Source organism: Hymenobacter nivis, from assembly GCF_003149515.1.
In the GTDB taxonomy this organism is placed as follows: Bacteria; Bacteroidota; Bacteroidia; order Cytophagales; family Hymenobacteraceae; genus Hymenobacter; species Hymenobacter nivis.
Genome location: NZ_CP029145.1, coordinates 3,674,476 through 3,696,043, shown reverse-complemented (window position 1 = coordinate 3,696,043; position 21,568 = coordinate 3,674,476). Strand labels below are relative to the sequence as shown.

At 58.3% G+C, this 21,568-nt stretch carries 19 protein-coding genes; 16 read left to right on the top strand and 3 right to left on the bottom strand.

Translation table 11 applies throughout. From position 1 onward, the window contains the following. Nucleotides 1-5: 5 nt before the first annotated feature. Together DDQ68_RS16370 and DDQ68_RS22985 are read left to right on the top strand one after the other, a co-directional pair. Nucleotides 6-1,550 carry a hydroxymethylglutaryl-CoA reductase gene (locus DDQ68_RS16370; protein ID WP_245897078.1) on the top strand — a complete coding sequence of 515 codons (1,545 nt, stop codon included), beginning with the start codon at nt 6-8 and terminating at the stop codon, nt 1,548-1,550. Nucleotides 1,551-1,905: 355 nt separating this feature from the next. Continuing rightward, nucleotides 1,906-2,055 (top strand): hypothetical protein, encoded by a 150-nt coding sequence (locus DDQ68_RS22985; protein WP_162550175.1) that lies wholly within the window; start codon nt 1,906-1,908, stop codon nt 2,053-2,055. Nucleotides 2,056-2,122: 67 nt separating this feature from the next. On the opposite strand, the gene DDQ68_RS16365 is transcribed toward DDQ68_RS22985, so the two are convergent. The 3 genes from DDQ68_RS16365 to DDQ68_RS24820 all read right to left on the bottom strand — a co-directional run bounded on the left by DDQ68_RS16365 (nt 2,123) and on the right by DDQ68_RS24820 (nt 3,340). Then, complete coding sequence (locus tag DDQ68_RS16365; protein ID WP_245897449.1) at nt 2,123-2,512, bottom strand: integrase core domain-containing protein; 390 nt, start codon at nt 2,510-2,512, stop codon at nt 2,123-2,125. A 54-nt stretch (nt 2,513-2,566) separates the two neighbouring features. Continuing rightward, nucleotides 2,567-3,019, bottom strand: a complete 453-nt coding sequence (locus tag DDQ68_RS16360) for an IS3 family transposase (RefSeq protein WP_109657267.1) — start codon at nt 3,017-3,019, stop codon at nt 2,567-2,569. A gap of 108 nt (nt 3,020-3,127) precedes the next feature. Further along, nucleotides 3,128-3,340: a transposase gene (locus tag DDQ68_RS24820; protein WP_109657266.1), complete on the bottom strand. Its 213-nt coding sequence runs from the start codon at nt 3,338-3,340 to the stop codon at nt 3,128-3,130. Between the two features lie 787 nt (nt 3,341-4,127). Between DDQ68_RS24820 and DDQ68_RS16350 the strand changes: the two genes are divergently transcribed. The 14 genes from DDQ68_RS16350 (at nt 4,128) to DDQ68_RS16285 (ending at nt 21,484) form a co-directional block, all read left to right on the top strand. Continuing rightward, the gene (locus DDQ68_RS16350) at nt 4,128-4,802 is read left to right on the top strand and encodes an exopolysaccharide biosynthesis polyprenyl glycosylphosphotransferase (protein ID WP_162550173.1); all 675 of its coding nucleotides are present in this window, start codon (nt 4,128-4,130) and stop codon (nt 4,800-4,802) included. Between the two features lie 672 nt (nt 4,803-5,474). Further along, the gene (locus DDQ68_RS16345) at nt 5,475-6,302 is read left to right on the top strand and encodes a polysaccharide biosynthesis/export family protein (RefSeq protein WP_109657264.1); all 828 of its coding nucleotides are present in this window, start codon (nt 5,475-5,477) and stop codon (nt 6,300-6,302) included. Nucleotides 6,303-6,346: 44 nt separating this feature from the next. Continuing rightward, on the top strand, nt 6,347-8,704 hold the full coding sequence (locus DDQ68_RS16340) for a GumC family protein (RefSeq protein WP_109657263.1): 2,358 nt from the start codon (nt 6,347-6,349) through the stop codon (nt 8,702-8,704). A 59-nt stretch (nt 8,705-8,763) separates the two neighbouring features. Further along, nucleotides 8,764-10,098 carry a lipopolysaccharide biosynthesis protein gene (locus tag DDQ68_RS16335; RefSeq protein WP_109657262.1) on the top strand — a complete coding sequence of 445 codons (1,335 nt, stop codon included), beginning with the start codon at nt 8,764-8,766 and terminating at the stop codon, nt 10,096-10,098. 199 nt (nt 10,099-10,297) lie between these two features. Next, the gene (locus tag DDQ68_RS16330; RefSeq protein WP_109657261.1) at nt 10,298-11,536 is read left to right on the top strand and encodes a glycosyltransferase family 4 protein; all 1,239 of its coding nucleotides are present in this window, start codon (nt 10,298-10,300) and stop codon (nt 11,534-11,536) included. A 21-nt stretch (nt 11,537-11,557) separates the two neighbouring features. Then, nucleotides 11,558-12,961: an O-antigen ligase family protein gene (locus DDQ68_RS16325; RefSeq protein WP_211320162.1), complete on the top strand. Its 1,404-nt coding sequence runs from the start codon at nt 11,558-11,560 to the stop codon at nt 12,959-12,961. Between the two features lie 12 nt (nt 12,962-12,973). After that, nucleotides 12,974-14,143 carry a glycosyltransferase gene (locus DDQ68_RS16320; RefSeq protein WP_109657260.1) on the top strand — a complete coding sequence of 390 codons (1,170 nt, stop codon included), beginning with the start codon at nt 12,974-12,976 and terminating at the stop codon, nt 14,141-14,143. Then, entirely contained in the window at nt 14,140-15,306 is a 1,167-nt protein-coding gene (locus DDQ68_RS16315; RefSeq protein ID WP_109657259.1) for a glycosyltransferase, read from the top strand. Before DDQ68_RS16320 ends, DDQ68_RS16315 begins: the two co-directional genes overlap by 4 nt. Before the next feature lie 53 nt (nt 15,307-15,359). Next, on the top strand, nt 15,360-15,845 hold the full coding sequence (locus DDQ68_RS16310) for a VanZ family protein (RefSeq protein ID WP_162550172.1): 486 nt from the start codon (nt 15,360-15,362) through the stop codon (nt 15,843-15,845). 21 nt (nt 15,846-15,866) lie between these two features. After that, complete coding sequence (locus tag DDQ68_RS16305; protein ID WP_109657257.1) at nt 15,867-16,424, top strand: WcaF family extracellular polysaccharide biosynthesis acetyltransferase; 558 nt, start codon at nt 15,867-15,869, stop codon at nt 16,422-16,424. A gap of 40 nt (nt 16,425-16,464) precedes the next feature. Beyond that, nucleotides 16,465-17,712 (top strand): WcaI family glycosyltransferase, encoded by a 1,248-nt coding sequence (locus tag DDQ68_RS16300; RefSeq protein WP_109657256.1) that lies wholly within the window; start codon nt 16,465-16,467, stop codon nt 17,710-17,712. Between the two features lie 154 nt (nt 17,713-17,866). Continuing rightward, nucleotides 17,867-20,416, top strand: coding sequence for a DUF5686 and carboxypeptidase-like regulatory domain-containing protein (locus DDQ68_RS16295; protein ID WP_162550171.1), 2,550 nt, complete (start codon nt 17,867-17,869; stop codon nt 20,414-20,416). Nucleotides 20,417-20,426: 10 nt separating this feature from the next. Then, the gene (locus DDQ68_RS16290; RefSeq protein ID WP_109657254.1) at nt 20,427-21,032 is read left to right on the top strand and encodes a thiamine phosphate synthase; all 606 of its coding nucleotides are present in this window, start codon (nt 20,427-20,429) and stop codon (nt 21,030-21,032) included. A gap of 122 nt (nt 21,033-21,154) precedes the next feature. After that, entirely contained in the window at nt 21,155-21,484 is a 330-nt protein-coding gene (locus tag DDQ68_RS16285) for a hypothetical protein (protein ID WP_109657253.1), read from the top strand. Nucleotides 21,485-21,568 lie beyond the last annotated feature (84 nt).

Genomic DNA, 21,568 nt, shown 5'->3' with positions numbered 1-21,568 from the left:
GTCCGATGCTACTGAAACTGCTGTACACGCGCGGCAGCCTGCACAATTTGCCCGATGGCCAGGGCATCGCTTTCAGCATCAAGAACCGGCTGGATACGGTGAAAATCACCGGCTTGCGCCAGGTGCAGGTGGGCGACACGGTGGTGCCGGCCGCGCAGGTCACGCTGGACCTGGGCGGCGGCGAAACACGCCCCGCCGCCAGCCTGGGGCCCGCCGACGGCCAGGCCCTGGAGCTGCCCGTGGGCCGCAGCCTCACGTTTATGCTGGCCACAGCGGCCTTGCCCGAGGGCATTTATCCGATGCAGGTGTGGTTTTCGACCGATGTGCTCGGCGACTTGCACGTGGAGGTGGAGGACACCATTGTGGGCGCTACCGCCAGCCGCCCCCGCATCCCGCGCTCCGACGACGACGATTACTCGGAGGCCGCCATCCAGGCCCGCCAGCGGTTTGCCGAAGAGTTTACGCAGCAGCATTTTAAGCACTTGAAGTCGTACTCGTTTGATGCGCACGACTTGCAGGGCAACTGCGAGCACTTCATGGGCGTGGCGCAGGTGCCGGTGGGCCTGGCGGGGCCCCTGACCGTGAACGGCGAGCATGCGCAGGGCGACTTCCTCATCCCGATGGCCACCACCGAGGGCACGCTCGTGGCCAGCTACAACCGCGGCATGCAGGTGCTGAACCTGTGCGGCGGCGTGAAGTGCACCGTGATTGGCGACGCCATGCAGCGGGCCCCGGTGTTTGTGTTCAGCGACGCGCGCGGGGCCCGCGACTTCGGTAAGTGGGTGGCCGACAACCTAGAGCGTATCCGGCCGGAGGCCGAAAGTACGTCGCGCATCGCCAAGCTCCAGTACATCGACACGTACCTGGCCAACAAGTTTGCCTACCTGCGTTTCAACTTTTCGACCGGCGACGCGGCGGGCCAGAACATGGTGGGCCGCGCCACCTTCGCCGCCTGCTCCTGGATTCTGGCCAACTACGGGGGCCCTAAAGTCGAGCATTTCTACCTCGAATCGAACTTCGCCACCGACAAAAAGGCCTCGCAAATCAACGTGATGCGCACCCGCGGCAAGCGCGTGACGGCGGAGGCCGTAATTAAGCGCGACATCTTGCAGCAACGCATGCGCGTGACGCCCGAGCAGCTGGCCTACCACGGGCAGGTGAGCAACGTAGGTGCCTTTCTCTCAGGCGCTAATAACAACGGGGCCCACTCGGCCAACGGCATTACGGCGCTGTTCATTGCCACGGGGCAGGACGTGGCCAACGTGAGCGAGTCGAGCGCCGGCGTGCTGTACTCGGAGGTGACAAAGGAGGGCGACTTGTACATCAACATCACCATCCCGAGCCTGATTGTGGCCACCCACGGCGGCGGCACCGGCCTGGCTACCCAAAACGAATGCCTGCGCCTGCTGGGCTGCACAGGCCGCGGCACGGTGTACAAGTTCGCCGAAATCGTGGCCGGCGTGGTACTAGCCGGCGAGCTGAGCCTGGGCGCCGCCATCAGTAGCTCGGACTGGGTGAGTAGCCACGAGCAGTACGGCCGCAACCGCTAGGGGCCCCAGGGCGGGGAACTTCACCCCCTAGCCCCCTCTCCAAAAAAGAGGGGGGACTAGTTTTTAGTTTTAGCTTCGAAGACATTTAAACTATTTTTAGGGCAAGTTTATTTTGAATAACAAACTAATGGCCAATATAGTGGAAAACAAAAAGAACCCAATTCATGATTTAACTGCTAAGCAGATTGACAAATATTTTATCCCCCTAATCCCCAAGAATAAACGCGGGTTTGCCAGTAAAATTTCGCCTTTCTTTATTTTGAAGTGTATTCAACACAAATTAAAAACAGGCTGTCAATGAGAGTTTATTTTTCTTGATTGTGAGGGGGATATCTATCCCTATTCCTGGCAAGCAGTGCATTATTTTTACAACCGCTGGAGCAAGTTTGGGATTTTTGAACAAGCCTATCAAGCCCTGCTGCGGGATAAATCGGTCGCAATAACTCCTGCTGAATTGAATCCGGACGGTACCCACAGTCCGGCAAAAAAGGGGGTTCAGGCGTAGCGTATCAAGGCCGAAAAAAGGCCCACAATTCATTTTATGAGGTGTTCGGATGCAAATGGACACCGCGCTAAGGCAGGTTGAGAAGGTAGTGGAGTTCGATTTCGAGCGGGGCACAGTAGCCCAGGGCGGAGTGCAGTCGCTGGGTATTGTAATAATGGTCCAGATACTCGGCCAGTTCTAGCCGGGCCTCTTCCAGGTCAGCAAAGCAGGCTCCGCGAGGCAGCAACTCGGTTTTGAGCGTGCTCCAGCCGCTCTCTGCCAGGGCGTTGTCGTAGGGGTTACCGGGCCGGCTCCGGCTGGCAATGGCCTGGGTCCGGTCGAGTAGGGTGGTAAAGGCGTCGCTGGTATACTGGCTGCCGCGGTCGGCGTGCACGAGCAGACCGGGCGGGGGCTGGCAGACGGCCACCGCCCGGCTAAAGGCGGTCAGCATCAAGTCCGTATGCAGCGATTCGCTCACGTGCCAGCCCACCACGCGCCGCTCAACGGCATCGCGCCAGCAGGCCAGGTACGCCTAGTACCCCGTAGCCAGGGCCAGGGCCAGGTAGGTAATGTCGCCGACCCAGATTTGGTTGGGGGCCGTGGCCGCGGGCCAGGAGGCTAATTTGTTGGCGGCGGCCACGGCCTGCGGGTTAGCCTGGGTAGTACGCGGGGGCCGGGAGCTGGTGCGGGTGCAGCGGGCGCGTAAGCCACTGGCAATGAGCCAGCCGCGCAGCCGCTGCCGGCCTACCGCGTGGCCTTCGCGCTGCAACTGAGCCCGTAGCCGGCGTTGACCGTAGCGGCCGGCATGGGCGGAGAAGACGCGCTGGGCCGCCACTTGCCAGGCGGCAAGCGCTGGCTCGGCCGCCGCAACGGGGACGCGCTTTTGCCACGCGTAGTAGCCGCTGGGGCTGACACCCAGCAGCTGGCACTGCTGCCGCACGGGCCAACAGGGGGCGTGTGAGGCAATGAAAGCGAAGCGTTTCATCGGCCCGTCGGTTACGAGAATATGGTCAGCGCTTTTTTTAAAATGTCGCGCTCCATTTCCGCGCGGGCCAATTGGGCCCGTAACTGCTTGTTTTCCTGCGCCAGCGCTTCACTGCCTGCTGGACGAGCCGCTTGCTGGACGAGCCGCTTGGCTGCGAGCTGCCCGCACCCATTTGCCCAACACGGCCTCGCTCATGCCCAACGCCTGCGCGACCCGCGTCGCCGCTTGCCCATCCTGGCTTACGCGGCGGACCGCCTCGGTCCGAAAGGCCGCATCATACTTCGTTCGCTGCCGTCTACCGGCTGGTTTTGCTGCTTCCATGACAAGGGAAAGTTACTTTCTCCGTGTCCATTTCTACCCGACCACCTCAGTCTGGTTAATTATGACCAGTTGCTTAGCTCCCGGTTTTATACTCAAACTATCAGGGGTCGGTGGTTATGTGCAATCAGTTCTCGGGACGATCCAGATCAACACTGCACTTTGGCAGCGTAGGAGATTGTTAGTCTAACAAGTATTTTTTAAAAATCTTGAATTTTCATTGTCTTAGATTCGGATAATATCTGTCCGTAATTTTTCGGAGGCCGCCTTCGATTGTGCAAGCAGAATACTTCAATTCATCAGGTACAGCACAATCGTTACTAAGTTCGTTATGTGATACAAGAATAAAAATTAAAGTATTGATAGTCAGTATATTAATATGACTAAGCAATATAATGGCTTTATGCTCATCTTATAACTGCATCCCATCGAATGGACTGACGATGCAAACAGTTTCAGCTTAGGTAAATACAATTGTTTTGAGCACTATTTTTAGACGCTTATTATCAAAGAACTCAGACAGTGAATAATTTACTTGACATAAGACAACTGTTACCTATATTTGCTATATAGTTAAGGTTTCCAATATATTTTTGAACAAAACAAAGAAATTAGCACTAAATTAGGGTTTTGGACTATGCCTATTGAAGGTATGAAGTAGTGAATTTACTGCAAAAGGCTGAAGACAACTTGTTAGCTTCTCTATTTCTATTAAAATCAGTCGAATGCCTATTTGAGACCTGCCCTACCACTATCACTACCAACACTTCATCTCTTCGCTTCACATATTGTGGAATATAACTTAACCCTCCCCGGAACTGAACGTCAGGCCAATACCAGTGGCGGATACCAAGATAGTGCTAACGATCTTCGTCCTCTATCTGCAAAAAGGCTATTTGATATTGCATTCGCACTCCTAGTACTAGTGCTCTTATTAAGTTGGTTGATTCCACTAATGGCCTTAATTATTAAATCAGAGTCAAAGGGCCCAGCGTTTTTCAAGCAACTGCGGACTGGCAAAGATAACCAGCCATTTTACTGCTTCAAATTTCGCAGCATGTACGTGAATGATGAAGCCAATCACAAACAAGCTAGTAAGGGCGATGCGCGGATTACCCGAGTAGGGGCCTTCATGCGCAAAACCAACATCGACGAATTACCGCAATTCCTCAATGTATTACTAGGTGAGATGTCAATCGTTGGTCCGCGTCCTCACATGCTCAAACACACTGAAGAATATTCTCAAGTTGTGCACGGCTTCATGGAGCGCCACACCGTCACTCCCGGTATCACGGGCTTAGCACAAGTTCGCGGGTTTCGCGGTGAAACGAAAGAAACTATTGCTATGGCCAAGCGTGTAAAAATTGATGTTTGGTACATCAAAAACTGGTCGTTCTTACTGGATTTAAAGATCGTAGTTATGACAGTTGTACAAGCGGTTAAAGGACATGACAACGCTTTCTAAGTACCCGTTGCTAATTAGTTTGATGTAAAGAACATCATGCTGAGCGCAGCCGAAGCATCTCTTATTCGGGATTAACTACAACATTTAGAGTTATTTACACAGCACATATACTTCAACAAACTCAGCATGGCCGTCTGTTTTAATATAAGCTATTTACCAACGGGTCCTTAAATCGATATTACTTTAGGATTAACATAGCTTCACGTCAGCGTGACAATCAAAAACGCTCGATTTATCCACTCCGTAGCTTCAGAACGAAGGGTAACGAGTATTGTAAAAGCAATATAATACACTTAAAAAGGCGCGGTACCCAACTACCTCCTGCCAGTGCCTATAGGTGCTGACTAGGCGACGGCTGGGTACCGCGCCTTTTTAAGTGTACCAATGCGGATACAAAGGATCAATAAAAAAAGTCAGGACATCAAAGTAAATACAAATACATTGTGCTATTCATTATTGGTATGTTATTATATGCTTTGCCTTTGAAGGTGAAATTTGGCTGATTTTCTTGTAAGAAATAAAGTTCAATATTTGTCCTGAACCGTAAACAGCAAATTGTTCGATGATATTAGAATTTTTTGATATCTTTATAAACAATCTCGACCTGAATCCTTGCCATCACCGATTTCGCTAGTTGTCCAATTCAATTTCCTGATTTTTACGTAAAAATTTATGTTCACAAAAAGTACAAAATCTATAGTTTCTAGTTGCAAAACACTCGTTTATGCGGCCCTTTACTTAGCCGTCTTCTCCTTAGGCGCCTGCACAACTGGTCGAAACCTGGTTTATTTTAGCGATTTAAGCAACACAGCCCCCAATCAAACCCCCATTCTGAATAGCATTGAGCCTAAAATTGAAGTTGGTGATCTGCTGAGCATTATTGTAAGCAGCTTAAATGCCGAGACTAACCAAGCCTTCAACAGCGGCATTTTGCTTCCCATAACAGCCGGTTCCAGCGCCGGGACAGCCGCTGTTAATCGGATCAACGAAGGGTACTTGGTTGATTCCAATGGAGACGTTAATTTTCCAATAATTGGGAAAATAAAATTGGCTGGATTAACCAAAGAAGAAGCAACTGAGAAAATAATCAGTTTAGTCGGTAAGTCAGCAAAATCGCCTTTGGTTACCATTCGATTTCTAAACTTCCGAGTTACTGTTATCGGGGAGGTAAATAGACCTTCAACATTTATAGTACCTACGGAAAAAATAAATATTTTGGAGGCGCTTGGATTGGCTGGCGACATGACGGGATACGGTCGTCGTGACGATGTGCTCATTATCAGAGAGAAGAATAACGTGCGAACTACTACACGCATTGATCTGAATAACAAGAGCACACTAAACTCTCCTTACTTCTACCTCCAGCAAAACGATATTGTATATGTAGAACCCGATAAGGCCAAGGCATTGCAGGTTAGCACGCGGTCCGTTAACTTGCCTATTTACTTATCTGTATTATCCGTCCTGGTTATTCTATTCACCAATATTCGTTTTCGCTAAGTCTATTTTCATTTCTAATATTTATACAATTAAAAGTAATAGTGATGGAAATGTTCCCATTAGGTTCTGAGCGGAATAACGCCAAAAGCATCAGCGCTACTATTGCTGGCTATGCACGGTATTGGTATTGGTTCTTGCTAGGTGTTGCGATTGCAATTGGCTGCACTATTGTATACTTGCGGTATTTAGCAATACCAAAATTTTTGGTTACTAGCACGCTGCTAATTAAAGATAATAAAGCAAATCCTGATCTATCTGGCGCTGGTAAATTCACGGCTTCTGAAGCCACTCAAGCTACAAAAAGTGTTGACGATGAGATAGAAGTTTTAAAGTCAAAAAGCTTGATGCTGCGAGTGGTTAATGAGCTATCGCTAAATACTAGCTATTATGTGCAAGGGCGTTTCAAAGATGTGGAAGTGTACGAGCGAAATTTATCAATTAAGCTTATTATCAATAATTTAGATTCCACTGCTTTTGATAAGACTATTGTTGTTCAACCTACTTCCAATAATTCGTTTTTTTTAAATGATCTTACGGGAGGAAATGTTTCCCATGAGTTTGGAAAACAAATTACCACTTCTTATGGCACTTTCACGATCGTTTCTACTTCCGCTTATATCCAACAAAAAGGATCAGAGAGTAAGAAGATTATTGTTCGCTTCCGCTCTCCCCGCAGCTTAGTTGATGAGTTTAATGGTAACCTTACGATTGCTCCCATAAAAAAGGAAAGCAACGCTCTGCTGGTAAGTATAGTTGACGCCCTGCCTGAGCGTGGCAAAGCTGTTATTAGCAAATTACTGGAGGACTATAATAAAGAAGCGCTTGAGGATAAAAATTTGGCTGCCACGAGCACGATAAGCTTCCTAGACAATCGACTAAGTAATCTTACTGCTGAACTAAGCGGCGTAGAGAACCGGGTAGAAAAATACAAAAGCCAGAATGAAGTAGCGGACGTAAGTACCCAAGCATCGAGCTACGTGGCGCAGGCTGGCGAAAATACTCGTAAGCTGAGCGATTGGGCTACCCAAATAAGTGTTTTAGAGTCTATAGAAGACTATTTACGCCAGAGTACTGGCCCTGGCCAGTCCCAATTGGTACCCAGCACCCTAGGTATTCAAGACCAAACGCTAACCGGGCTTATCACGAAGTTCAACGATTTGCAAATGGAGCGTGAACGGATGTTGCGCACAGCTGAGCCCGGTAATCAAATAGTACAGTCAATAAATGAGCAGATCACTAATCTAAGGGCGAATATCCTTGAAAACCTTCGCAATATTAAAAACGGCTTGGTTATCACCAGCAATAGCTTAAAGGCGAATTCCCGGCAGTTTTCGTCACGCATTCGCAATGTGCCCGTTATCCAGCGGGAGATACTAGAAATTACTCGTCAACAAGCCATTAAGCAAACATTATATGAATACCTGCTGCAAAAGAGGGAAGAAGCTGCGCTGGTTTTAGCCGCAACCAGTTCCAATTCTCGTATTATTGATGTGGCAACAGTTGAACCTTATCCGGTAAGTCCCAACAAACAGCTGCTGTACCTTGTGTCGATACTGCTAGGAATTGTGGTGCCGTTTACCGGAATTTTTATTAAAGACCTTCTCAACGATAAGGTGCAAACCCGTCAGGAGGTGGAGCAACTCACCCAGACGCCTATCCTTGGCGAATTGGCACATAGCACCGACAGTGGCATCATCTTGAGCAAGAGCAACCGCAGCCCTGCCGCGGAAACGTTCCGGTTTATCCGCGCTAACTTATCGTTTGCTGCCGGCGGACGCGAAAACAAAGTTCTTTTGGTGACGTCGGGAATGGGTGGGGAAGGAAAGACTTTTTTTACTATCAACCTAGGCGCCAGTCTGGTACTGGCAGGCAAACGCGTGTTGCTGCTTGAATTGGATTTGCGCAAGCCGGCTTTGTCGCAGGAGTTGGACCTGACCCCTGGCCCGGGCCTGACCGACTACCTGATATCGAATGAAGTGCCGATTCACGACCTTCTCAAGGCTTCGAATAAAATCCCGGGCCTAATGGCCATCAGCTCGGGCCCTATACCTCCGAATCCGGCTGAACTGATGATGTCGCCTAAACTGGGAGAGCTATTAGCTGAATTACGTTTAAGCTTCGACCACATTCTTTTAGATACTGCGCCAGTGGGTTTGGTAGCCGATGCGCTGAGTCTTAGCTCGGCGGTGGATTCGTCGATTTATTTAGTTCGTTGCAATTATACCTACAAAAAACAGCTGGCCATCATTGATAGTATATATCGCAGTAATTCGCTTTGCCACAGTATGATCGTATTGAATGACATTAAAAATAAAGATTCATACGCTTATGGATATGGCTACGATGAAAAGTCGGCCAATAAAGCTGCTAAGCGGAGTAATTCACTAGAAATAAGAGCTTAATATATAGTGGGCTTAAGAACTAACTATTAGCTCCTGGACCCACTCCTATTTTTGTATTTATGCCTGTATCGAACAAAACGTATTTTACCCGAGGTTTTTTTCAACGGATTACGGCTTATCCCGAATTTGCCAAGTTGATGGCGTGGGGGAAATTGGCCAGCATCACCGGGTCGGCGCAGCTGGTGGTGCAGGCCGTCAGCTTTGCCTGCGGCATCTTGGTTATTCGGCTGCTGCCAACGAAAGAGTACGCCCTGTACACGCTTGCCAATACCATGCTGGGGACGATGGTCGTCCTCGCCGATGGCGGCATCACCAACGGGGTTATGTCGCAGGGGGCCCGGGTGTGGCAAGATCGCATCCAAATGGGTGCAGTGCTTGCCACTGGCCTCGATTTGCGCAGAAAATTTGCGGTGGGAAGCTTGCTGATTGCTGCCCCAGCGCTAGTTTATTTACTACGGCACCACGATGCCAGTTGGACGATGTCGTTTTTGCTGGTGGCAGCGCTCATTCCTGCGTTTCTCGCCTCGCTCTCCGGCAACTTATTGGAAGTGGCCCCGCGGCTGCACCAAGACATTGTGCCGTTGCAGAAAATCCAAGTCGGGGGCAACATCGGGCGGCTGGCCATGCTGTGCGTAACGCTCTTTGCGTTTCCATGGGCTTTCGTGGCCATTCTTGCGGCGGGGCTTCCCCAAATTTGGTCGAACCAATGGCTCCGCAAGCTATCGCTGGTACACGCCGATTGGCATCAAGCGCCAGACCCAGTGGTTCGCCGGGAGATTTTGTCCATCGTGAAGCGCTTGCTACCCGATGCGATTTACTACTGTTTGTCGGGTCAAATTACGATTTGGCTTATTTCACTGGCGGGGTCTACCGCAGCCGTGGCCCAAATAGGAGCCCTGGGCCGGCTGGCCATGGGCATTGGCGTCTTCGGGGCATTGTTTGGCACGCTGATTACGCCAAGGTTTGCGCGGCTGCCTAGTAATTCGCCGGTGCTGCTGAAGCGGTACTTGCAGCTCCAGGCTGGCTTAGTGATATTTTCCCTTGGCATTGTGGGCGGCTCGTGGTTGTTCGCCAATCAGCTGCTTTGGGTGTTGGGTAAAAATTACGCGGCGTTAAAAACCGAAATGGTGCTTAATATGGGTGCTGGCGCACTCAGTCTGATGCAAGGCGCCGCTTTTTCGCTGTGCACTTTTCGGGGGTGGGTCATCAACCCCTTAATTTTTATTCCAGTCAGCATTCTGTCGATTGCCGCTGGCGTGGCGCTATTCGATGTTTCTACGCTAAAAGGTATCATCGTGCTCAACATATTGGTAATCTGCGTTCAACTTACTATGCTGATAACCTACAGCATTCTTAAAATGCAGCGGGCGAAACGTGAAGCACAGACAGCGTAGGCTTAGCCCTACGCCGCAGGCTCGGAATAAATTACTTCCTTCCTGAGCGGCACCGCAGTCTGGTGCCCTGCCCACCCGTGGGGCCCCACGCGACAAGGTTTTCCGTCGCCGCTTACCAAGGTTTATTATTACTTTCCCCAAATTCTTGGCCACCACCTTGACGTGCAGAGTTCTCCGCTGGGCCAAGGATTATTAAACCATGACCGGTAAACTCATTTTCTCGCACCCTACTGGCAACGCCAACGTGCGCGCCGCCGCGGCCGGGCTGGAGCAGAGCGGCCAGCTGGCGGCGTTTCATACCGCCATTGCGGCTTTTCCGGGCAGCCTACTTGACCGGCTGGGTGCCGCGGGGCCCCTGGCCGAGCTACGCCGCCGCGGCTTTGAGGCCGCCTTGGCCCCACTTACGCACACCTGGCCTTGGCGCGAAGCCGGCCGCTTGCTGGCCAGCCGCACCGGCCTGGCGTCGCTGACGCGCCCCGAGGTGGGCCCCTTCTCTGTCGATGCCGTGTACCAGAGCCTTGACCGACGGGTGGCGGGCAGTTTAGCGAACGCCGCCCGGCAGGGCGCCACCGGCGTGTACGCCTACGAGGACGGCGCGGCCGGTGCTTTCCAGGCCGCCAAAGGTCTTGGCTTGACGTGCTTTTACGACTTGCCCATTGGGTACTGGCGGGCGGCGCGGCGGCTGCTAGCTCCCGAGCGCGAGCGGTGGCCAGCGTGGGCCCCCACGCTGGAAGGCTTTGGCGATTCAGACGCCAAGCTGGCCCGCAAAGACGAAGAGCTGCGCCTGGCCGATCGTATTTTTGTGGCCAGTAAATTTACCGCTAATACCCTATGTGACTACTCTGGCCCGCTGGCGCCCATTGAAGTCATTCCCTACGGCTTCCCGGCCGTGGGCGAACCCCGCACGTACAGCGCGCCCACCGGCCGGCCCCTAAAGCTGTTGTTTGTGGGCAGCCTGTCGCAGCGCAAGGGCGTGGCCAACCTATTCGCGGCCGTGGCAGCCTTGGCGCCGCACGTGGAGCTGACCGTGGTGGGCCACAAGGCCGGGGGCCCCTGCCCGGCCCTCGACGCGGCCCTGGCCCTGCACCACTGGATTCCCAGCCTGCCGCACGCCGAGGTGCTGCGCCTGATGCGGGCCCACGACGTACTGGCTTTTCCGTCGTTGTTCGAAGGCTTCGGGCTGGTAATCAGCGAGGCCATGTCGCAGGGCACGCCGGTCATCACCACCGACCGCACGGCGGGCCCCGACCTCATCGAGCACGGCCACAGCGGCTGGCTCGTCGAAGCCGGCTCAACCGACGCATTGCAGGCCGCCCTGGCCAACCTGTTGCACCAGCCCGCCGCCGTGGCCCAGGCTGGCCGCGCCGCCCAAGAAGCGGCCCGCCGCCGGCCGTGGGCGGCCTACGGGCAGGAACTCGCCGCTGCCCTGGCCCGGTAGCCCCACCCAATGCCTTCCCCCATGACGCCTTCCCTCGCACACTTTCCAGCTGCTTCGGCCCAATTTTCGCCGGCCGCACCGCACCGCGCCGCCGACCCTACGCGACGGCTCAAGCAAGGCATTTGGGCCTATTTTCTGCTGCTACTCTTCGAGGGCGCGCTGCGCAAATGGGTGCTGCCCGGCCTGGCGTCGCCCTTGCTCGTTATCCGTGACCCGCTGGCGTTGTGGCTTGTTCTGGCTACTTGGCGGCAGGGGCTGCTGCCAGCCAATATCTACCTCACGGGCATGACGGTGGTGGGAGTGGTTGGCTTTTTTACGGCCTTGCTCTTTGGCCATGGCAACTTGCCGGTGGCCGTGTATGGGGCCCGTATTTTTCTGCTGCACTTCCCCCTCATTTTCGTCGTTGGGCGCGTGTTCGACCGGGCCGACGTAGAGCGCATCGGGCGAGCTATGCTTTGGATTGCCATTCCCATGACGGTCCTCATCGGCCTGCAATTTTACAGCCCGCAGTCGGCCTGGGTGAACCGCGGCGTGGGCGGCGACACGGAAGGCGCCGGCTTCAGCGGGGCCATGGGTTTCTTTCGGCCGCCTGGCACCTTTTCGTTCACCAACGGCACAACTGAATTTTACAGTTTGCTGGCGTGCTTCGTCTTCTATTTCTGGCTGAACACCGGCAAGGCCAACCGGCTGGCACTGATTGGGGCTTCGCTTGGGATGCTGGCGGCCATTCCGTTTTCCATTTCGCGGGGCCTGTTGTTTCAGATCATCATTTCGCTGCTGTTTGCCCTGTTTGCCGCGGCCCGCCGGCCGGCCTACCTGGCCCGTATTGTGCCAGCGCTGTTGGTGGGCGTATTGGCCCTGGTTCCGCTGAGCCAAACCAGCGTACTAAAAACACCGCTCGAAGCCTTCACCAGCCGCATCGAATCGGCCAACGAATTTGAAGGCGGCGTGAAGGGCACGCTCGGCGACCGGTACCTGGGCAGCATGGTGGGGGCCCTCACGGGCTCGGGCTCGGCGCGCGAGCCATTTTTTGGCTACGGCATCGGCTTGGGCACCAACGTGGGCAGCAGCCTGGTTTCGAGCTCCGGCGACCGCGGATTTCTTATTGCCGAAGAGGAATGGGCCCGTAACATTGGCGAGCTAGGCGTCCTGCTGGGCCTCACGGTTATTTTTCTGCGCCTGGGGCTAATGGCTAAAATTGCGCTCGGCGCCTACCGGCAACTCGTCCAGGGCCAGTTTCTGGCGTGGCTGCTGGTCAGCTTCGGGCTGCTCACGCTGGCCCAGGGGCAATGGGCCCAGCCCACGGCCTTGGGCTTCAGTGTGCTGCTGGGCGGGCTGATGGTGGCCGCCCAGCGCCCGCCCCGGTCCATTGCCGCTGTTCTGGCCGGAACAGCGGCAACGGGCCGGGGCCCTTCTTTGCGCTAACTTTTGCTTTTGATGAACATCGTCTTTTTCGCCCATCCCGCCTTTCTGGGCCACCAGAGCATGCCCCGATTCGCCCAGATGCTGGCCGACGGTATGGCCGCCCGCGGCCACACGGTGGTGGTATGGGCCCCGGAGGCGGCTTTTTCGCGCCTGCCGGCCCCGGGGCCCCTGCGCAAGTGGCTGGGCTACCTCGACCAGTACGCCGCGTTTCCGGCGCAGGTGCGGCGCCGGTTGCGGGCCTGCCCACCCGATACGCTGTTTGTGTTTACCGACCACGCTTTGGGGCCCTGGGTGCCGCTGGTAGTTGGCCGGCCCCACGCCGTGCACTGCCACGATTTTCTGGCCCAGCGCTCGGCCCTCGGCGAAATCCCCGAGAACCCCACCGGCTGGACTGGCCGTCAGTACCAAGCCCTGATTCGGCGCGGCTATACCCAGGCGCGTAATTTTATTTCCGTTTCGCGCAGCACCGCTGCCGACTTGCAGCGCTTTCTGCCGGCCCCGCCGGTGCGCTCCGACGTGGTGTACAACGGCCTCAACCAGGCTTTCGGGCCCCAGGACCCAGGAGCGGCGCGGGTCCATCTGGCTGCCAAAACCGGCCTGCCCCTGGCCGATGGCTATCTACTGCACGTGGGCGGCAACCAATGGTACAAGAACCGGCGCGGCGTGCTGGAGCTCTATAATGCCTGGCGTGCCCTGAGCGCGCATACTTGGCCACTGCTCTTCATTGGCCAGGCCCCCGACGCCGCGCTGGTGGCCGACCACGCCACCTCGCCCTACCGTGCCGATGTGCACTTCCTTACCCAGGCCGACGACGCGCTGGTGCGCCAGGCATACGCCGGGGCACAAATCTTCCTGTTTCCGTCGCTGGCCGAAGGCTTTGGCTGGCCCATTGCCGAGGCCATGGCCTCGGGCTGCCCGGTGGTGACCACCGCCGAGGCCCCCATGACGGAAGTAGCCGACACCGCGGGCTTTTTGATTCCGCGCCGGCCGGCTACCGGGGGCACCGCCTGGGCCGCCGACGCAGCCCGCACCGTGGAGCAAGTAGCCGCCCTGGGCCCCGAGGCGCGGGCGCAGGCCGTAGCGGCTGGGCTGGCCAATGCCCAGCGCTTCACGGCGGCCCATTCGCTGGCCCAAATAGAGGCCATTTACCAGGACATCGTTCGCACCCCCACCGCCGCATGACCATTCTGCACCTCACCGCCGACATGGACCCGCGGGCCGGGGGCGTGTGCCAGGCCGTGCGCACCATGATTGCGGGCCTGGCCGCCCGGGGCGTGGCCAGCGAAGTGGCCAGCCTCGACGACCCCGCCGCGCCTTACGTCGCCGCCGGTCCGTTTCCGCTGCACGCGCTGGGGCCCGGCCGGGGGCCCTGGGCCTACAGCGCTCGCCTGGGCCCCTGGCTCGACGCCAACCTAGGCCGCTTCGACGCCGTGCTGGTGCATGGCCTGTGGCTGTACATCAGCTACGCCGCCCGGCAGGCCTGGCGGCGGCAGGGCCCCGGCGCGCCGCCACTGTACGTGATGCCCCACGGCATGCTCGATCCGTACTTCCAACGGGCCCCCGGCCGCCGGCTGAAGGCAGCGCGCAACTGGGCGTACTGGAAACTGGTGGAGGGCGCGGTGGTGAACGAGGCCACCGGCGTGCTCTTCACTTGCGAAGAGGAGCGCCGCCTGGCCCGCGAACCTTTTCGCCCCTATGGGCCCCGGCGCGAGCTGGTGGTAGGCCTGGGCGTGGAGGAGCCCCCCGCTTTCGCCGAGGCCATGCGCACGGCCTTGGCCACTGCCCTGCCCGCGGCTACCGAGCAGCCGTTCTTGCTATTTCTCAGCCGCATCCACGAGAAAAAAGGCGTCGATTTACTGGTGCAGGCCTATGCGGGCGGGGCGGCGGGGCCCGCTGCGCCGCCGCTGGTGGTGGCCGGCCCCGGGCTCGATACGCCCTACGGCCAGGGGGTGGCGGCGCTGGCCGCGGGGGCCCCGGCGGGCAAGGTGGTATTCCCGGGCATGCTGGCCGGCGATGGCAAGTGGGGCGCGTTTTATGGCGCGGCGGCGTTTGTGCTGTCCAGCCACCAGGAGAACTTTGGCATTGCCGTGGTGGAAGCTCTTGCCTGCGGCACGCCGGTGCTCATCTCCAACCAAATCAATATCTGGCGCGAAATTGAGGCAGCTGGCGCGGGCCTGGTGGCCGACGACACCCCCGCCGGCACGCACGGCCTGCTGGCCCGCTGGGCGGCGCTTTCCCCCGCTGAGCAGCAAGCCATGGGCCGCCGCGCCCGCGCGGCTTTTGAACAATACTTTGCCATGGGCCATGCCGCCGACCGCCTGCTGGCGGCCCTGGCCCGGGACTAATGGCTTGCCTTTCCTCCCGCTCTTACGCAGCGGACCCTGCCCCACCGACCCCCATGCGCTTCACCCCCCGCCGTACCAAACCCGCCGTCCGGGCCCTGCTGTGGCTGGCCCTGGCCCTCTACGCCGCCGTGCTGGTGTATATCGTTTTTTTTGCGCGCCGCCGCAGCATCCTGGTTTGGTCGCCCAACATGGTGAACTTGATGCCGCTCATCGGCACCATCCGCGACCACCGCAACATCGACGACATTGGGTGGTGGAATTACTGGAGCAATATTTTTGGCAACATCGTCCTCTTTTTGCCACTGCCCACGCTTCTTGCTGGCGTGACGGGCCTGCGCAGCCGGAGGGTTCTTTTCGGCTGCGGCGTGGCCGTGAGCGTGCTCATCGAAACGTTGCAATACGTATTCCACGTGGGCGTCACCGACATCGACGACGTTATCTTCAACAGCATCGGCGCAGGATTGGGCCTAGTGGTGTGGGAATTGCTGTTTCGCAAGATCATGCGCTGGCTGGCGTACCAGCACGACGAGGGCAATTAATTCCTACATAACCAACGGCCTATGCCCGCAACAACCGACCTCTCTAAATTCGACCCGGGCGACTACCGCGCGGGGCCCCGCCTCAAAGTGCTGCTGTGGTACTTCGTGAACTACTACGTGTTTGCCAGCGCCTTTCCGTGGCCCTACGGGCTCAAAACCTGGCTGTTGCGCTCGTTTGGGGCCCGGGTGGGCGTAGGCCTGGTCATTAAGCCCAGGGTACGCATCAAAAATCCCTGGCGGCTCACCATCGGCGACCACTGCTGGCTGGGCGAGTCGGTGTGGATTGATAACCTGGCCGACGTGGCCATCGGTAGCCACGTGAGCGTGTCGCAGGGGGCGCTGCTGCTCACCGGCAACCACGACTACACGGTGCCCAACTTCCCGTACCGACTGGGCACTATTCGCCTCGGCGACGGCGTGTGGGTGGGGGCCCAGTCGGTGGTGTGCCCGGGCGTGGCGTGCGGCGCGCACGCCATCCTCACGGTGGGCTCGGTGGCCACCAAGTCGCTGGATACCTGGGGAATATACACCGGTAACCCTGCCGTTTTTGTGCGCGCGCGCCGGATGCAGCCAGCCTGAGGTAATTTTGCGCTTCTATCTATAAACGTTATTTACTATTATGACGAGGAAGCGCGTGCTGCTAATCGGCTACAACTACGCCCCCGAGCCCACGGGCATTGGCAAGTACAGCGGCGAGATGATGGCCTGGCTGGCTAAGAATGGCTACGACTGCACCGTTGTGACCACCTACCCCTACTACCCGCATTGGGCGGTGCAGGCCCCCTACCGCAAGCGCCGCTTCTGGTACCAGAAGGAAACCGAGCAGTTGGGCCCCGGCGCCGCCGTGACCGTGTACCGCTGCCCGATGTATGTGCCGGCCAAGCCCACCGGCCTCAAGCGGATGCTGCTCGATTTTTCGTTTTCGCTCTCCGCTTTTTTTCAGGTGCTGCGGCTGCTGGTGGGGCCCCGGTTCGACTACGTGGTGGCCGTGGCGCCGTCGTTTCAGTTTGGGCTGCTGGGCGTGCTGTATAAGAAAATTCGCGGTGGGCGGCTGGCGTACCACATTCAGGATCTGCAAATTGAGGCGGCCCGCGACCTAGGTATGATCAAATCGAAAAAAGCCATCGGCCTGCTGTTTGGCTTGGAGCGGTTCATTTTCAACCGCAGCGACCTGGTGACCAGCGTGGGCGAAGGCATGGTGGCCAAAATCCAGGAAAAGACAACGCGGCCCGTAGCCATGTTTCCGAACTGGACCGACGTGGCTAAGTTTTACCCTGTGGCCGACCGCGGCCGGCTGAAGACGGAATTCGGCTTCCAGCCCACCGACCGCATTGCCCTGTATTCGGGTGCCATTGGCGAGAAGCAGGGCCTGGAGGCCATTTTGCACGCCGCGGTGGCCTTCCGCGCTCAGCCCCGCGTGAAGTTTGTCATCTGCGGCTCGGGGCCCTACAAGGAAAAGCTGATGGCCCTGGCCCGCGAGTTGGACGTGCCCAACGTGGTGTTCCTGCCGTTGCAGCCGTTCGAGAAATTCAACGACTTCCTCAACATCGCCGACGTGCACCTGGTCATCCAAAAAGCCAACGCCGGCGATTTGGTGATGCCCTCCAAGCTCACCACCGTGCTGGCCGTGGGCGGGGTGGCGCTCATCACCTCCAACCCCGGCTCGGGCATGCATGCGCTGGTGCAGCAGCACGCAATGGGCATTTTGGTGGAAGCCGAAAACCAGGCCGCCCTGAACGCTGGCCTCGCCAACGCCTTCGCCCACGACCACACCGCCACCGCCCGTAATGCCCGCCGCTACGCCGAGGCGCACTTGTCCATCGACGGCGTGATGGCGAATTTTGCGGGCCAGCTCCGGGCCAGCTAGGCCGGGGCCACGCTTTTCTTTTGGGACCCAGGGCCCTAGGACGGAGCCAAGAAAAAATATCTGCGCGGCGACGGAACCACTTGGGGCCGCAGGTACTTTGCGTAACTTGCGTACCCATCGGCAGACCATGTTGGTGGGCCCAACCGTCCTTTCTATGAAGTTTTTGGCTTCGCTGCTACTGGGGTGCCTACTGGCGCTGCCGGCCGCGGCCCAGCGAATTATATTGCGTGGGCAAGTGGTGGAAGCCGCCACGGGCGAGCCGGTGCCGTTTGCGTCGGTATTTGTGCCGCGCACGAGCACCGGGGCCACGGCCGACGTGGATGGCAAGTTTAAGCTGGTGCTGGGCAGCCCCGCCGATTCGGTAGCGGCGTCGTCGCTGGGTTTCCTCACGGCCCGGCGCAAGCTCAGTGCCGACGCCGAGCAAACGGTGCTGCTGCGCCTGAAAAAAGGCGGCGGCGTAGCCCTCGCCGAAGTAGTAGTGCGCCCCGGCGAAAACCCGGCCTTCCGCATCCTGCGCGAGGTGCAAAAGCACAAGCCCCAGAACGAGCGCGGAACCCTGAGTGCCGCCGAATACGATGCCTATAACCGCATCGAAGTGAGCCTCACCGACTTGCCGCCCGCGTTGGCCAAGCGCAAGGTAGTACGCGACATCCGGGCGCTGGCCGTGCGCCAGGGCGCCGCCGCAGCTTCCGACGCTGACGCTCCCCTGCCGCTGTTTGCCTCCGAAGTAGGCTCGCGCGTGTACCAGCGCTACGGGCCCCTGCGCCGCCGCGAAGATATTCAGCACAAGCAAATGCGCGGCGCGGGGCCCCGCGAGGGCTCCATCCTGTCGCAGATGCTGGGCTCGAACTTCGAGAATTTCGACTTTTACCCCAACTGGCAAAATATTCTGGGCAAGGACTTTATCTCGCCCATTGCCGAGGGCGGCCGCATTACCTACAACTACGAGCTGGTGGACTCGGTGCTGGTGGGCCAGGACGAGTGCTACAAGCTGACTGTGGCCCCCAAGCGCAGCCACGACCTGGCCTTCCAGGGCACCATTTGGATTACTAAAACCGGCTACGCCCTGCGGCGCGTAGACCTGGCGGCCAACCCCAACGCCAACATTAACTTCGTGAGCGACCTGCGCATTTTTCAGGAGCTGACGCCGCCCGCCGACGGGCCCGGGCTGGCCACCCGCACCAAGCTAGTGGTGGGCATACGGCCCTACGACAAGCAGGCCGCCATGCGCGTGCGCTTCACCACGGTGGCCAGCAACGTGGTGCGCAACCAGCCGCATGAGGGCGGGTTCTACGACCGGCCCATCGTGTCCACCATCATGGAGCCGGCCGAAAACGGGCGCGGCAGCCTGGGCCTCATCAGCGGGCAGGCCAAGGCCGGCGACGGCTACTTCGACCAGCACCGACCCGATACGCTGAACCTGAGCGAGCGGCAGACCTTCGCCGTGCTCGACTCGGCCCGCGAGCTGCCGTCGGTGCGCAGCACGCTAGACCTCATCGATCTGGTAGTGAACGGCTACAAGCACGTGGGCAAGTTCGAGCTGGGGCCCATCATCAACTCCTACGCCCACAACGACTACGAGGGCAACCGCTTCCGGCTAGGCTTCCGCACTACGCCCGCCATCAGCCGCAACACCGTGACGCAGGCCTACGTGGCCTACGGCACCCGCGACGGCCGGGTGAAGTACGGCCTGAAGAGCGCCTACATTGCCGAACGCCGCCACTGGACGGTGTTTAGCGGCGAGTTCCGGCACGATGTGGAGCAAGCCGCACTGCTCGACAACGACTTTCTGCCCGACAACAACCTGTTTGTAGCGGCCTCGCGCTGGGGCAAGTTCAGCGAGGGCAAGCCCGTTTTGCGCGACCTGATTTTGGGGTCGGTGCAGCGCGACTTGTTCCACGGCTTCACCGAAACGGTGACGGTGCGTGAGCAGAACATTCGGTTCCTCAACGATTTCGTGTACCGCCGCGAAAACCGCATCGTGCCCGACATCACGCTTTCGGAAATCGTGTTTGAGTCGCGCTACGCGCCCGACGAAAACCTGGTGCAGTCGGAAAACCGCCGCCGCGCCATCGGTCTGAAGCGGTGGCCGGTGTTCACGTTCCGCTACATGCTGGGGGCCCGCGACCTATTCACCGGCGCCGGCGGCAGCTCGTACCAGAAGCTCAATCTACTCGTGAGCCACAGCGTGTCGGCGGGGCACTTTGGCCGCCTCAACTACCGCGCCGAGGGTAGCTATACCCCCGACCGCCTACCGGCGCTATTCCTCAAAATTCCGCTCGGCAACCAAACGCCGTTCTACAACGCCAACGCCTTCAACCTGATGAACTACTTCGAGTTCGTTACCGACCGCTCGCTTTCGTTGCGGCTCGACCACCACTTCGAAGGTATCTTTCTAAACGCCATCCCCGGCATCCGGGCCCTGAACTGGCGCTTGGTGGCCACCGCCAACGCCCTATACGGCGGCCTAAGCGTTCTGAACCAGCGCCAGCCGCTTGACGTCCAAGGCCGCCCCCAGGCCCCACTGGCCACGTTGGATAAAGTGCCTTACGTGGAGGTGGGCTACGGCATCGAGAATATTTTCAAGTTCGTGCGCATCGATTTCATTCACCGCCTTACCTACCGCGACGCCCTGGGCACGGGCCTCGGCGAACCCAAGCCCCGCAACTTCGGCATCCGCGTGGGGGCCCAGTTCCGCCTCTAAGCCGCCGGCCATGCAGCTGTTTGTCATCACGCCGCCCACCACCGCGGCCGCCGAGCCCCACGTAGCGGGGGCCCTGCTGGCGGCGGGTCTGGCCGCGCTGCACCTGCGCAAGCCGGGGGCCCCGGCCCAGGAGCTGGCGGCTTACATTGAGGCCATTCCGGAAGAATTTCATCCCCGGCTCGTGCTGCACAGCCACTACGAGCTAGTACCGCACTACGGCCTGCGCGGGGCCCACCTCCCGGCCGGGCGGCGGGCGGCCGGGCCCCCGCCCTGGCGGCCGGACAGCGACTTTACGTTGTCCACGTCGTTCCACAGCCTGGCTGAGGTGGCCCAGCACCGCCGCCGCTACGACTACGTGTTCCTGAGCCCTATTTTCGATAGCCTCAGCAAGCCCGGCTACGGGGCGGCGTTCGATCTAGGTACCTTGCCGGGGGCCCTGGCCCGCTGGGCGGCCCGGCCCAGCTACCGGCCGCAGGTGCTGGCCCTGGGCGGCATTGCGGCGGCCAACCTTGGCGCTGTGCGAGAAATGGGTTTTGCGGGCGCGGCCGCGCTGGGCGCGGTGTGGCAGAGCCCCGACCCGGTAGCCGCCTTCCAGGCCTTGCAATTGAGTTGCTAGCGAGTACGTTAAGAAATCCGGCTAAAGCTGGAGCTAGTTAAACAGCCTGTTGGCTAACTGGTTACAGCCTGGCCGGGGCTAGATAGCTGCCATCCTTTACTTTTGGGCGACTCCCCCTTGTTATGCTGCCGTTGCGCCTGCTATTTCGTTCGTTCGCCTTTCTGCTTGGGCTGCTTTACCTGGGCGGCGTGTGCGAACTGGACGCGGCCGAAGCCCGGCAGAATTTCGCCCACGAAAGCCACGAGTACGTCACGGCCGCCTCGACCGTCGAGGTTCCCGCCCCGGCCCCGCAGCCCGATGCGCTGGCAGCAATTATCGTCGCGGGGCCAAGCCTAGTTCCTTACCCGGTCTGTGCGGGTCAGCACGGCAGGGCCAGCGCCTGGCCCTGGGTGGCGAACCTGCCGCCCCCTATGCGCCGGCTCTACCTGCGCTACGCCGTGCTGCAAGTCTGATACGGGTATTAACTCCGCCCCGGCGGCTCTCTGACGAGGGCCGCCCGTTCGTGTTTGTCCTGTTTTTAGCCTTTTCGGCGTTCT